The 12,432-nt window shown below is 40.1% G+C and carries 11 protein-coding genes; 8 read left to right on the forward strand and 3 right to left on the reverse strand.

Translation table 11 applies throughout. The features are described 5' to 3' along the window. A complete protein-coding gene (gene tatC, locus M992_RS04835) occupies positions 1-765 on the forward strand; it encodes a Sec-independent protein translocase subunit TatC (protein ID WP_053907554.1) in 765 nt (254 codons plus the stop codon). Positions 766-856: 91 nt separating this feature from the next. Here the strand turns inward: tatC and rfaH are convergent, their stop codons facing one another. After that, on the reverse strand, positions 857-1,351 hold the full coding sequence (gene rfaH / locus M992_RS04840) for a transcription/translation regulatory transformer protein RfaH (protein WP_053907586.1): 495 nt from the start codon (positions 1,349-1,351) through the stop codon (positions 857-859). Positions 1,352-1,504: 153 nt separating this feature from the next. Here rfaH and pepE point away from each other — a divergent pair, with 153 nt between their 5' ends. The 3 genes from pepE to fre all read left to right on the forward strand — a co-directional run bounded on the left by pepE (position 1,505) and on the right by fre (position 4,531). Next, positions 1,505-2,230 carry a dipeptidase PepE gene (pepE, locus tag M992_RS04845; RefSeq protein WP_053907555.1) on the forward strand — a complete coding sequence of 242 codons (726 nt, stop codon included), beginning with the start codon at positions 1,505-1,507 and terminating at the stop codon, positions 2,228-2,230. A 117-nt stretch (positions 2,231-2,347) separates the two neighbouring features. Next, positions 2,348-3,820 carry a 4-hydroxy-3-polyprenylbenzoate decarboxylase gene (ubiD, locus tag M992_RS04850; RefSeq protein WP_047254685.1) on the forward strand — a complete coding sequence of 491 codons (1,473 nt, stop codon included), beginning with the start codon at positions 2,348-2,350 and terminating at the stop codon, positions 3,818-3,820. A 9-nt stretch (positions 3,821-3,829) separates the two neighbouring features. Continuing rightward, positions 3,830-4,531: an NAD(P)H-flavin reductase gene (gene fre / locus M992_RS04855; protein WP_047254686.1), complete on the forward strand. Its 702-nt coding sequence runs from the start codon at positions 3,830-3,832 to the stop codon at positions 4,529-4,531. A 173-nt stretch (positions 4,532-4,704) separates the two neighbouring features. On the opposite strand, the gene fadA is transcribed toward fre, so the two are convergent. Next, the gene (gene fadA / locus M992_RS04860) at positions 4,705-5,871 is read right to left on the reverse strand and encodes an acetyl-CoA C-acyltransferase FadA (protein WP_053907557.1); all 1,167 of its coding nucleotides are present in this window, start codon (positions 5,869-5,871) and stop codon (positions 4,705-4,707) included. 4 nt (positions 5,872-5,875) lie between these two features. After that, a complete protein-coding gene (gene fadB / locus M992_RS04865; RefSeq protein ID WP_053907558.1) occupies positions 5,876-8,068 on the reverse strand; it encodes a fatty acid oxidation complex subunit alpha FadB in 2,193 nt (730 codons plus the stop codon). 256 nt (positions 8,069-8,324) lie between these two features. On the opposite strand from fadB, the gene pepQ reads away from it, so the two are divergent. From pepQ to hemG, 4 genes are read left to right on the forward strand one after another with little or no spacing between them, the layout of a single operon-like run. Then, a complete protein-coding gene (gene pepQ / locus M992_RS04870) occupies positions 8,325-9,659 on the forward strand; it encodes a Xaa-Pro dipeptidase (RefSeq protein ID WP_053907561.1) in 1,335 nt (444 codons plus the stop codon). Next, complete coding sequence (locus tag M992_RS04875; protein WP_053907563.1) at positions 9,659-10,270, forward strand: IMPACT family protein; 612 nt, start codon at positions 9,659-9,661, stop codon at positions 10,268-10,270. Before pepQ ends, M992_RS04875 begins: the two co-directional genes overlap by 1 nt. Before the next feature lie 28 nt (positions 10,271-10,298). Further along, on the forward strand, positions 10,299-11,750 hold the full coding sequence (trkH, locus tag M992_RS04880; protein ID WP_053907565.1) for a Trk system potassium transporter TrkH: 1,452 nt from the start codon (positions 10,299-10,301) through the stop codon (positions 11,748-11,750). 39 nt (positions 11,751-11,789) lie between these two features. Further along, complete coding sequence (gene hemG, locus M992_RS04885) at positions 11,790-12,320, forward strand: menaquinone-dependent protoporphyrinogen IX dehydrogenase (RefSeq protein ID WP_053907567.1); 531 nt, start codon at positions 11,790-11,792, stop codon at positions 12,318-12,320. The last annotated feature ends 112 nt before the right edge of the window (positions 12,321-12,432 follow it).

A 12,432-nucleotide genomic window follows, 5' to 3' on the forward strand; every position in this document is an offset into this window, starting at 1 on the left:
ATGGCTGTTAATGATACACAACCGCTCATTAGTCATTTAATTGAGTTAAGAAAACGTTTACTCAACTGTTTAATTACCGTATTGGTGGTTTTCTTTGCTCTTGCCTATTTTTCTAATGATATTTATCGATTAGTTGCCGCGCCGTTAATTGATAAATTGCCTATGGGCTCCCAGATGAGTGCAACTGATGTTGCCTCGACCTTTTTTACCCCCATTAAGCTGACAATCATGGTTTCCGTTTTTCTTTCGGTACCTATGATTTTATATCAAATTTGGGCATTCATTGCGCCGGCATTATATAAACATGAACGCAGATTAATGCTGCCATTACTGGTTTCCAGTAGTTTTCTCTTTTATTTAGGCATGGCGTTTGCTTATTTTGTGGTGTTTCCATTGGCGTTTGGTTTTTTCGTTAAAACAACGCCAGAAAGTGTTAATTTTATTCCTGACATCAGTAAATATTTAAGCTTTGTCATGACCCTATTTATGGCATTCGGTGCTGCATTTGAAGTGCCTATTGCCATCATTTTACTGTGTTGGACCGGTGTGACTACGCCACAGTCGTTGAAACGTAAACGACCTTATATTTTGGTAGGCGCATTTATTGTTGGAATGTTTTTAACTCCGCCGGATGTGCTGTCTCAAACATTATTGGCCGTACCTATGTATTTACTGTTTGAGCTAGGGGTATTGCTATCTAATTTTTATGTGGGTAAGAGCCGCAAAGATTACCAGAATGAGCAAGCAGAAAATCAAGACGACTGACATAGCCCTTTCAAGCTGATAAAAAAAACCGCTGATGAGATTAATCGCGGTTTTTTTTATGGATGGCGTAAAAATCAGTAAGTGGCAAAATTTAGTTATCTAGTTTTTTAAACAGACGGTTATCTAACGATTTTGGTACATTTTGATTTAAGATATTCAGAAATAGTATCGAACGTTTCTCACCATCCGGTTCTTTATAAATAGCTTCAATACCAGCAAAAATACCCTCGAGTATAACCACTTTATCGCCATCAATCGGAGTTGATGGTTCGGTTAGTGATTGAGACATTGCTAAAGCAAAGGTTTCAATAAGCTTATCCGGGACTACGGTTGGGTATTGACCAAAGCGAACAAAATGACTGACTCCACGCGTTGATTGAATAGTTGTAGTATGAATTTTCTCATGATCAAATTTCACAAATAGATAATTAGGAAATAGTGCCTCGATTACTTTAGCTCGTTTTCCTCTGACCACTTTTTCTATTTCAACCATTGGGGTCATACAGTCAACAAATTGACGGGTCAGATGCTCGATTGCCCTATCTATCTGGCCACGTTTGCAGTAAAGAAGGTACCATTTTTCCATCATATTCGGCTCTTTAGTAAAATATCTTCACCATGATAACAAATCAGTCTATAAAAAGGTGACTAAAATATATTAAGCATTATTATGCGATAAGCTAAGTTTAAATAAGCTAATCTTTTGATTGGCATATACAGTTATTATTAAGGAAATACAATGGATATTTTTTTATTAAGTAATGGTAAATTACCCGATAATTCGACTTGGTTAAGCTATGCTCTACCCCGTATCCATTCGATGATTGAGCGGCGTAAAATAACTCGAGCCCTGTTGATCCCTTATGCAATATTACGAGGGTCTCATGATGAGCGAGCTAAAGAATTAACCGTGGCTTTAGGAATTAATGTTACTTCTATCGAACATTTTGCTGATCCTGTTCAAGCGATTGAACAAGCTGAATGCATTTTGATCAGTGGGGGAAATACATGGCAGTTAAATCAATGTTTGCATCAGTATAATTTGATTGTTCCTATTCAGCGAGCCGTACGTGAACGCCAAGTGCCTTATATTGGATGGAGTGCCGGTTGTAATGTTGCGACACCGAGCATTCGTACTACGAATGATATGCCGGTTAGCAATACGGTGGTTATGCCTTCTTTGGGATTATTTCCTTTACAAATTAATCCTCATTATATCGACAGCCATCTTAGTGGACACATGGGCGAAACTCGAGATGAGCGTTTAGCTGAATTTTGTATTATTAACCCGACTGAACGGGTTGTCGCACTGCGGGAGGGCAGCGGACTACAAATTGAAGGCAATAAATTGAGTTACTTTAGTGCTAAGCAGCAAGGATTTAAATTATTTCAGCATAACCAAGTCTTTGACGAGCAATTTGATACTCACGCGTTAGCCAAATATGTTCCCTTTGAATGTCAGTAAAAATAATCCGGTCTTTATAAATAAAACATCTTATTATTCAATGGATAGCTAGATAACTTGTAACACCTACAGGACGCTTTATAATGAAGTTCCTCCTGCAAACATAAAAAGAGCATGATGAAATACCGCGACCTCAGAGAATTCCTTTCACTATTAGAAAAGAAAGGCGAATTAAAACGCATCACCATGGAAGTTGACCCCTACCTGGAAATGACGGAAATCTCCGACAGAACGTTGCGAGCAGGTGGGCCGGCATTATTGTTTGAAAATCCTAAAGGCTACGACATGCCGGTATTGTGTAATTTATTTGGTACTGCCAAACGAGTAGCAATGGGCATGGGACAAGACGATGTTAAAGCGCTTCATGAAGTCGGCAAGTTATTGGCCTTTTTAAAAGAGCCAGAGCCGCCAAAAGGATTTCGTGATTTATTCGACAAAATGCCCAAATTTAAGCAAGTGTTGAATATGCCGGTGAAACGATTGAACTCAGCCCCTTGCCAAGAACAGATATGGTCAGGAGATGAAGTTGATTTATCTCGAATTCCGGTCATGCATTGTTGGCCAGAAGACGCGGCACCATTAATTACATGGGGGCTTACGGTAACTCGAGGTCCTTATAAAGAGCGTCAAAATTTAGGCATTTATCGGCAGCAAGTGCTGGGTAAAAATAAATTAATTATGCGTTGGCTATCTCATCGTGGCGGCGCGTTAGATTTTCAAGAGTGGTGTGAAGCCCATCCCGGTGAGCGTTTCCCTGTTGCGGTCGCTTTAGGTGCCGATCCTGCCACCATTCTTGGCGCAGTCACTCCAGTGCCTGATACATTATCAGAATATGCGTTTGCTGGATTATTACGCGGTAATAAATCGGAAGTGGTTAAATGTATTTCTAATGATTTAGAAGTACCTGCAGGCGCTGAAATAATTTTAGAAGGCTATATTGAACCGGGCGAAATGGCACCTGAAGGTCCTTATGGTGACCATACTGGTTATTATAATGAGATTGATCACTTTCCTGTTTTTACGGTTACGCATATCACTCAGCGCCCTGATCCTATTTACCATTCTACTTATACCGGGCGACCACCGGATGAGCCGGCCGTTCTTGGTGTGGCTCTAAATGAAGTTTTGGTTCCTATTTTACAGAAACAATTCCCTGAGATTGTTGATTTTTATTTACCCCCAGAAGGTTGTTCATATCGCTTAGCGGTGGTTACAATGAAAAAGCAATATGCGGGGCATGCTAAGCGCGTCATGATGGGTGTTTGGTCCTATCTGCGCCAGTTTATGTATACTAAATTTGTTATTGTTTGTGATGATGATATTAATGCGCGTGATTGGAATGATGTAATGTGGGCGATAACCACCCGTATGGATCCTGCGCGTGACACCATCATGATGGAAAACACCCCGATTGACTATCTTGATTTTGCTTCACCGGTGTCTGGTTTAGGTTCAAAAATGGGATTAGATGCCACCAATAAATGGCCTGGCGAAACCAACAGAGAATGGGGCAGACCGATTGTAATGACGGAAGAAATCAAATCTCGTGTGGATACCATTTGGGATCAATTAGATATTTTAGATAAATAAGAGGGATTGATGACAATGCTAAGCTGTAAGGTAACTTCCGTTGAATCAATAACAGAGACTGTTTATCGCGTAATTTTATTACCTGCAGGTCCCTTTGATTTTAAGGCTGGCCAGTATCTTATGGTCGTGATGGATGAACGCGATAAACGCCCATTTTCAATGGCATCGACCCCATCAAATAAAGAAACTATCGAGTTACATATCGGGGCCTCTGAAATTAACCTTTATGCAATGGCGGTGATGGATAGAATTTTAGATCAACGTTGCATTGATATTGATATCCCGCATGGTAAAGCATGGTTTCGTGAAAACAGCCGTAATCCTATGATCTTAATTGCCGGAGGCACTGGATTCTCCTATACCCATTCAATTTTACTGGCCGCTTTGATTGAGGATCCTGCCCGTGAAATTACCTTTTACTGGGGAGGGAGAGAACTGGCTCATTTATATGATCTCGGTGAACTGCAAGCTTTGTCAGAACAGCACCCTAATTTAAAAATTATTCCGGTTGTTGAACAGCCTGAAGAACATTGGCGGGGGCGTACTGGAACGGTACTTAGTGCTGTGTTAGATGATTTTGGTGATTTGGCGAACCATGAAATTTATATTGCAGGCCGTTTTGAAATGGCGAAGGTAGCTCGTGAGCGTTTTTGTAATGAACGTAATGCCGATAAAGAAAAATTATTTGGCGATGCTTACGAATTTATTTAGCTATTATATTTAGCTATTATAATTATTTAGAGTCGCTAATTCTTGCGTAAAAAGCCCGCCCCTGACTCGGCGGGAAATAAAACAACGTACTGACAAACAGCGAAATCAAATAATTTATTTTATATATTTCGAGTTACAGATGAAGTTATCTATCTGCAACTCGAATATTAGGATTACAGTCGTTCAATAATGGTTGAGATGCCCTGTCCTAGTCCGATACACATGGTTGCTAGGCCAAATTGCCCTTGTTGCCGCTCTAGTTGATTCAATAATGTAGTGGTTATGCGCGTCCCAGAACACCCTAAAGGATGGCCGAGTGCAATTGCACCACCCTGCAAATTTACTTTTTCTTCGATTGTACTTTCAGATAATTTAAAGCCTTTCATGCAAGCTAAAGACTGTGCTGCAAAGGCTTCATTTAATTCGATAACATCAATATCTGCTAGTGATAATCCAGCACGTTTTAATGCGATTTCAGAGGCAGGAACTGGACCATATCCCATGGTTGAAGGATCACATCCAATAACCGCCATTGAACGGATCCGGGCGCGAGGTTTTAAACCATTTGCACGGGCATAACTTTCGCTGGTGATTAACATGGCAGATGCACCATCCGATAGCGCTGACGAATTACCGGCTGTCACAGTACCATTGACGGGATTAAATGCGGGGCGCAGCGCTGTAAGATCATTCAGATTAGCATCGAATCTGATAACTTCATCATAATCGATAGAAATCAAATTTCCTTCGCTATCATGCCCTTCAATAGGCACAATTTCATTAGTAAACTGTCCTTGTTTTGTCGCTTCAGCAGCTTTGACATGTGAACGTAATGCGAAGGCATCTTGTTGTTGACGACTAATTTTATATATCGTTGCTAGCATCTCTGCGGTTAATCCCATCGCACCAGCTGCTTTGGCAATTTTGAGCGCAATTTTAGGGTTAAAATCTACCCCATGTGTCATGGGAATATGCCCCATGTGTTCAACGCCACCAATCAGTATAGAATGTGCGTCACCTGTCATTATGAGTCTGCTCGCATCATGAAGCGCTTGCATTGATGATCCACACAGCCGATTCACGGTTACTGCCGGGACAGAATGTGGAATATCGGTTAATAATGCTGCATTGCGAGCAATATTAAATCCTTGTTCTAATGTTTGTTGTACGCAACCCCAAATAATATCGTTTAACTCACTTTTATCGGCATTGGGATTACGCAGGAAAATCGCTTGCATTAAATGAGCAGAAAGATCTTCAGCGCGAACATGGCGAAATACGCCACCTTTAGAACGACCCATTGGTGTACGAATCGCATCGACTATGACAACATTTTCCATGTTCTTAACCCCTCATCGATTTTTTTACATTAATAGCAACTGTGGCAGGTTGCGGATAATAACGGTTATTGGTTATTGATCGCTGTTTTAATCCTTCAGGGACTTGATATAAAGGTCCTAAATATGAATATTGCTCGGTAGATTGTACATAGTTAGCTAGACCAAGCGTCTCGATATAACGGAAAATCCCTCCGTGAAATGGCGGAAAACCTAAGCCATAAACGAGAGCAATATCGGCCTCTGCGGGTGATTGAATAATGCCTTCTTCCAAACAACGAACGACTTCATTTATCATTGGGATCATCATTCTTTGAATTATTTGCTCTGAAGTGAATGATTTTTTCGGCTGCTGATTAGGATTAATTAACTGTTCGACGATAGGATCGGCCAATTTAATCGGTTTTCCTTTTTTATCTTTTTGATATTGATAAAAACCTTGGTTATTTTTTTGTCCAAATCGTTGTTGTTCATACAGAATATCAATAGCATCCCGCGTTGATTTAGTCATACGTTCAGGAAAACCTACAGCCATTACCTGCTGGGCATGATGTGCGGTATCAATTCCAACTACATCTAATAAATAAGCGGGACCCATTGGCCAGCCAAATTCTGTCTCCATTACCTTATCGATTTGGTTAAAATCTGCTCCATCTTGCAGTAATAAACTGAATCCAGCGAAATAAGGAAATAAAACACGATTAACAAAAAATCCAGGACAATCATTAACGACTATTGGTGTTTTTCCCATTTTGATGGCGTAGGCAACTACTTTTGCTAGAGTGTCATCAGAGGTTTTTTCGCCGCGAATAACTTCAACTAATGGCATGCGATGCACTGGATTGAAAAAGTGCATACCACAAAAATTTTCAGGCCTGAGAAGTGCATTAGCCAGTTTAGTGATTGGAATTGTTGATGTATTTGAAGTGATAATAGATTCGGGGGAGATTAATGCTTCAGCCTCGGCTAAAACGGCGGCTTTGATTTTAGGATTTTCTATCACCGCTTCAATAACGATATCAACATCTTTACTGCCATGATAGTCAAGAGATGGGTGAATAGATGAGAGTATTTTTGCCATTTTTAATGCAGATAATTTACCGCGTTCGAATTGATTATTAAGCAACTTTTCTGCTTCTTGTATTCCAAGTTGTAGAGAATGATCGTTTATATCTTTCATCAGCACAGAAACGCCTTTGCTGGCTGATTGATAGGCAATCCCCCCCCCCATAATTCCGGCTCCTAATACCATGACTTTATTGGGTGGGCTCTCCTGCTGTGTATATTTCTTGTTTAAGGTTTTAATATATTGATCATTTAGAAATATGCTAACCAGGGCTTGCGCTACGGTGCTATGAGCTAATGGTATAAAGGCCGCGGTTTCATGTTGTAAGGCTTCATTACGCGCACAATTTGCTGCTTTTTCAATAGTAGTAACAGCTGTTAATGGGGCAGGATAATGCTTTCCGGCTACTTTTATAACCATGCCTTTGGCAACATTAAAACTCATAGACTGTTCTAGCGGGCTTAATTGGAGTGGTGATAGCTTTGGCTGTCGTGCTTTCTTCCAATCAATAGATCCAGCAATCGCTTGTTCAATCAGCTTTAAGGCTGAACGTTGTAATTGTTCAGTGGCGACAATAGCATTTACTAATCCTAGTTTTAATGCCTCATTAGCGCCAATATCTTTACCTGCAGTAATAATTTCTAATGCATTATCGCAGCCAATTAATCGAGGTAAACGAACAGAACCGCCAAAACCAGGCATGATCCCAAGTTTGGTTTCTGGTAATCCGATACGGGCATCTGGTGTAACAATACGAAAATCAGTAGCTAGAACACATTCACACCCGCCACCGAGGGCGTAACCATTAATTGCACTTACCGTAGGTATAGGTAGGTCTTCGATTCGATTAAAGATACCGTTGGCATATTTTAGCCATTCAATAAGTTGTTCTTTGGGGGCATCGAACAGTGATAAAAACTCTTTGATATCCGCACCGACAATAAATGCCGATTTTGTTGAGCGTAAAATAAGACCTTGTAACTCGGGGTGTTGTTCAAGAATGGCGACAGCTTCATCTAGAGAAGCAACCGTCTGTGTATCCAGTTTATTGATAGGACCTAAAGCATTAAATATTAGCTCTGCAATTCCCGTTTTAACCCAGCGGACTTCAATAGTATCACTTTGATAAAGCATGCCGTTCTCCTTATGATGATTTTATCATCTGGTACGACCAGATACGGTGAGTGTGATTTTATTGTTAAAGAAATGCAAACGAATAATTAATAATCTGGAACAAGGATCACAGCATAAAAGGAGTTAAAATAGATGAGTTATATTAATTTTTTATTCAAATCATAAAATTAGCTCTAGTTTCATATGATCTCATACCAGAGAGCGAGACTAACGTGCTAAGCTTGAGATCTATGAAAAAATATAAAGGTTAAATGAAATGGAAAAATTGGCGGTCCTTTACTCTGAACATATCAATACCTTACAGCAAAGAACGCAGCAAGTTTTACAGCGCAGTGAGCTAGATGCAGTGCTTATCCATTCGGGTGAACCACGGCGTATTTTTCTAGATGATAGTGACTACCCATTTAAAGTTAATCCACATTTTAAAGCTTGGGTGCCTGTCACCGATGTGCCACATAGTTGGTTATGGGTTGATGGTATAAACAAGCCCAAATTATGGTTTTATTCACCAGTTGATTATTGGCACAGTGTAGAGCCGTTACCTAATGCCTTTTGGACTAATGAGATTGAGCTGATTCCATTAAAGAATTCAAATGAAATCAATGAATTATTAGGCCAGTTTTCTAAAGATAATGTGGCGTATATTGGCGAAGCCATAGATAAAGCCAGCGCTTTAGGCATTAAACAGCAAAATATCAATCCACAATCAGTCGTTGATTATTATCATTATTATCGCTCTTATAAAACAGACTATGAGCTGTACTGTATGCGAGAAGCGCAAAAAATGGCGGTGAATGGTCATCTTTCAGCATTTGAAGCATTTCAGGCTGAAATGAGTGAATTTGATATTAATATCAGCTATTTACAAGCCACAGGGCATCGTGACACTAATGTTCCTTATGGTAATATTGTTGCCTTGAATGAAAATGCCGCAGTACTGCACTATACCAAACAGCAACAGCGAGTTCCGAGTGAATTTAGAAGCTTTCTGATTGATGCTGGGGCTGAATATAATGGCTATGCCGCTGATATTACCCGGACTTATGCGGCTAAACATAAAAGTGATTTTGCAGCTTTAGTCAAAGATTTAAACGAACAACAGCAAGCATTGATTAATTCGATTAAAGCCGGCGTCAGATATACTGATTATCATATTGATATGCACCATAGAATCGCTAAACTTCTTAAAAAACACGACATAATTAAAGGATTAAGCGAAGAAGTTATGGTTGAACAGGGGATAACAACTCCATTCCTTCCTCACGGATTAGGTCATCCTTTAGGATTGCAAGTTCATGATGTTGCTGGTTTTATGCAAGATGAAAACGGTACTCACTTAGCTGCGCCAAAAATGTATCCTTTCCTACGGTGCACCCGAGTGATAGAGCCGAAAATGGTGTTAACTATCGAGCCCGGATTATATTTTATCGAATCATTGCTGGCATCATGGCGTGAAAGTGAGTTTAAAACACATTTTAATTGGCATAAAATTGAACAAATGAAACCTTATGGCGGCATAAGAATCGAAGATAATATTGTTATTCATCATAACCGTATTGAGAATATGACCCGAGATTTGCAGCTACCCTAATGCGACCTTATTTAATTCCGGCTGAGCCGGTCTCATTTACTGAGGAAATAAAAAAAAGCCGTTTTATTACCTATTTAGCGCATACAGAAGGTACTGAAGCGGCAAAAAAATTTATTGAATCAATAAAAACGCAGTATCCTGATGCCCGGCACCATTGCTGGGCATTCGTCGCTGGTCGGCCAGATGACTCCCAGCAGCTGGGTTTTTCCGATGATGGTGAACCAACAGGAACGGCGGGGAAACCGATGATTGCTCAGCTACTGGGCAGTCAAATTGGTGAAATAACTTGTGTTTGTGTACGCTATTTTGGCGGGATCAAATTGGGTACTGGTGGATTAGTTAAAGCTTATGGTAATGGCGTACAACAGGCGCTAAAACTGTTACAGACAAAAACAAAAATACCGCAAAAAATTTTCCATCTTAGCTGTGATTACTCACAGATTAGTTTGGTTGAACAATTTGTTTCACAAAGTGAAGGGCAAATAATAAACAGTGAATACGGTGAATCTGTCGCACTACAAATATCACTCCCTGCTACGTTAGAAGCAGAATGCGGTGATAAGTTACGCGATATGAGCCGTGGAACACTTGAATTAGTCCCAGAAACTTAATCACATTGGTTGGCAAGGAACCTGCTCCATGCATTTTCGTGCGATAACCCGTATTGTCGGGCTACTTGTTATTATTTTTTCTTTTACCATGGTTATTCCAGGGGTAGTGGCATTAATTTATCGTGATGGTGCCGGGCGAGCATTTAGCCAGACCTTCATTGCTGCACTATTAATTGGCCTTTTCTTATGGATACCAACACGTAATAGCAAACATGAATTAAAAGCCAAAGAAGGTTTTTTGATTGTCGTGCTTTTTTGGACGGTACTAGGCAGTGTTGGGGCGTTACCGTTTATTTTTTCAGAGAAGCCTAATCTCTCCGTGACTGATGCTTTTTTTGAATCTTTTTCGGGATTAACGACGACAGGTGCGACAACATTAACTGGCCTTGATACGTTGCCTAAAGCGATTTTATTTTACCGACAAATGCTCCAGTGGTTAGGTGGGATGGGGATCATCGTTTTAGCGGTCGCTATTTTGCCTTTACTTGGGGTTGGGGGGATGCAGCTTTATCGTGCTGAAATGCCCGGGCCATTGAAAGATAATAAGATGCGCCCCCGTATCGCAGAAACAGCAAAGACACTGTGGTTGATTTATGTCTTGTTAACGATTGTTTGTGCGTTAGCGTTATGGGCAGCGGGTATGGATGTCTTCGATGCTATTTCGCATAGTTTTTCAACGATAGCGATTGGTGGGTTTTCAACCCACGATGCCAGTATTGGCTATTTTAATAGCCCAGCAATCAATACTATTATTGCCGTATTTTTAATTATTTCTGGGTGTAACTTTGGTCTTCATTTTGCGTTATTAACTGGGCGTAGCTTAGGAATATATTCGCGTGACCCAGAGTTTCGTATGTTTATTGGTTTCCAGCTGGCGCTGGTTATTATCTGTACCGCGGTGTTGGTTTACCATTCGGTCTACGATAGTTTTGGACAAACGCTTGATCAAGCTTTCTTTCAGGTCGTATCAATGGCAACAACTGCCGGCTTTACCACCGATAGTTTTTCTGGTTGGCCTTTATTTTTGCCTATTTTGTTGCTATGCGCTGCTTTCGTCGGAGGGTGTGCGGGATCGACGGGAGGAGGACTCAAGGTTATTCGAATCTTAATGCTATTTTTACAGGGGTCGCGAGAGCTAAAAAGATTGGTTCATCCAAACGCCGTCTATACCATCAAATTAGGCCAACGAGCGCTACCTGAACGTATAATTGAAGCTGTGTGGGGATTTTTTTCTGCCTATGCGCTGGTTTTTATCATTAGCTTATTACTGCTTATTAGTACCGGAGTTGATGAATTTTCTGCATTTTCAGCCATTGCAACAACATTAAATAATTTGGGACCCGGTTTAGGTACGGTTGCTGATAACTTCACATCGATGAATCCTGTAGGCAAATGGATTTTAGTAGTGACTATGCTGTTTGGGCGTCTCGAAGTATTTACTTTATTAGTATTATTTACCCCAACATTCTGGCGTGACTAATAACGGTTATAGCTATATATAAGAAGAAGGTGAAAAACAATGAATTACTTATTACTCTATTCCAGTACTGATGGGCAGACAAAAAAGATTATATTAAAAATGGCTGAGCAACTGCGTACTTTAGGTGGGCAGTGTGACATTCGTGATTTGAATAATGACAAAAACTTTAACTTATCCAGTTATAGTAAAGTTATTGTCGGAGCATCAATTCGTTATGGCCACTTTAATAAGGCGTTGATGAATTTTACTAAGACGCATCAAAAACAGTTAAATACTCTTTCGAGTGCTTTTTTTGGTGTCAATTTAACTGCGCGTAAAGCAGGAAAAGACTCGGCTGAAACGAATGTCTACGTTAGAAAGTTTCTGGAAAAGACACCTTGGCAACCCTCTATAGTCGGTGTATTTGCCGGTGCACTGTTTTATCCACGTTATGGCTGGTTCGATAAAAAGATGATCCAGCTTATAATGAAAATGACAGATGGTGAAACAGATACGACTAAAGAAGTTGAGTATACTGACTGGAATAAAGTAGCCAGTTTTACTCAGCAATTTTTTGATTTTAAAGGGTGAAAAAGCAGCAATACGTATTATAAATGCCCTTTTTGGGTGAAAATGATGCAAACGGAAATAAAAATGTAATTTTTGCTTGCCAGGATTTAATAAGCTCCCTATAATCCGCTCC

Source organism: Moellerella wisconsensis ATCC 35017 (assembly GCF_001294465.1).
GTDB lineage: Bacteria > Pseudomonadota > Gammaproteobacteria > Enterobacterales > Enterobacteriaceae > Moellerella > Moellerella wisconsensis.

What these genes read in the sequence shown, in the direction of transcription:
- tatC (WP_053907554.1), top strand. Translation starts at nt 1, where the DNA reads ATGGCTGTTAATGATACACAACCGCTCATTAGTCATTTAATTGAGTTA.
- rfaH (WP_053907586.1), bottom strand. Translation starts at nt 1,351, where the DNA reads ATGGAAAAATGGTACCTTCTTTACTGCAAACGTGGCCAGATAGATAGG.
- pepE (WP_053907555.1), top strand. Translation starts at nt 1,505, where the DNA reads ATGGATATTTTTTTATTAAGTAATGGTAAATTACCCGATAATTCGACT.
- ubiD (WP_047254685.1), top strand. Translation starts at nt 2,348, where the DNA reads ATGAAATACCGCGACCTCAGAGAATTCCTTTCACTATTAGAAAAGAAA.
- fre (WP_047254686.1), top strand. Translation starts at nt 3,830, where the DNA reads ATGACAATGCTAAGCTGTAAGGTAACTTCCGTTGAATCAATAACAGAG.
- fadA (WP_053907557.1), bottom strand. Translation starts at nt 5,871, where the DNA reads ATGGAAAATGTTGTCATAGTCGATGCGATTCGTACACCAATGGGTCGT.
- fadB (WP_053907558.1), bottom strand. Translation starts at nt 8,068, where the DNA reads ATGCTTTATCAAAGTGATACTATTGAAGTCCGCTGGGTTAAAACGGGA.
- pepQ (WP_053907561.1), top strand. Translation starts at nt 8,325, where the DNA reads ATGGAAAAATTGGCGGTCCTTTACTCTGAACATATCAATACCTTACAG.
- M992_RS04875 (WP_053907563.1), top strand. Translation starts at nt 9,659, where the DNA reads ATGCGACCTTATTTAATTCCGGCTGAGCCGGTCTCATTTACTGAGGAA.
- trkH (WP_053907565.1), top strand. Translation starts at nt 10,299, where the DNA reads ATGCATTTTCGTGCGATAACCCGTATTGTCGGGCTACTTGTTATTATT.
- hemG (WP_053907567.1), top strand. Translation starts at nt 11,790, where the DNA reads ATGAATTACTTATTACTCTATTCCAGTACTGATGGGCAGACAAAAAAG.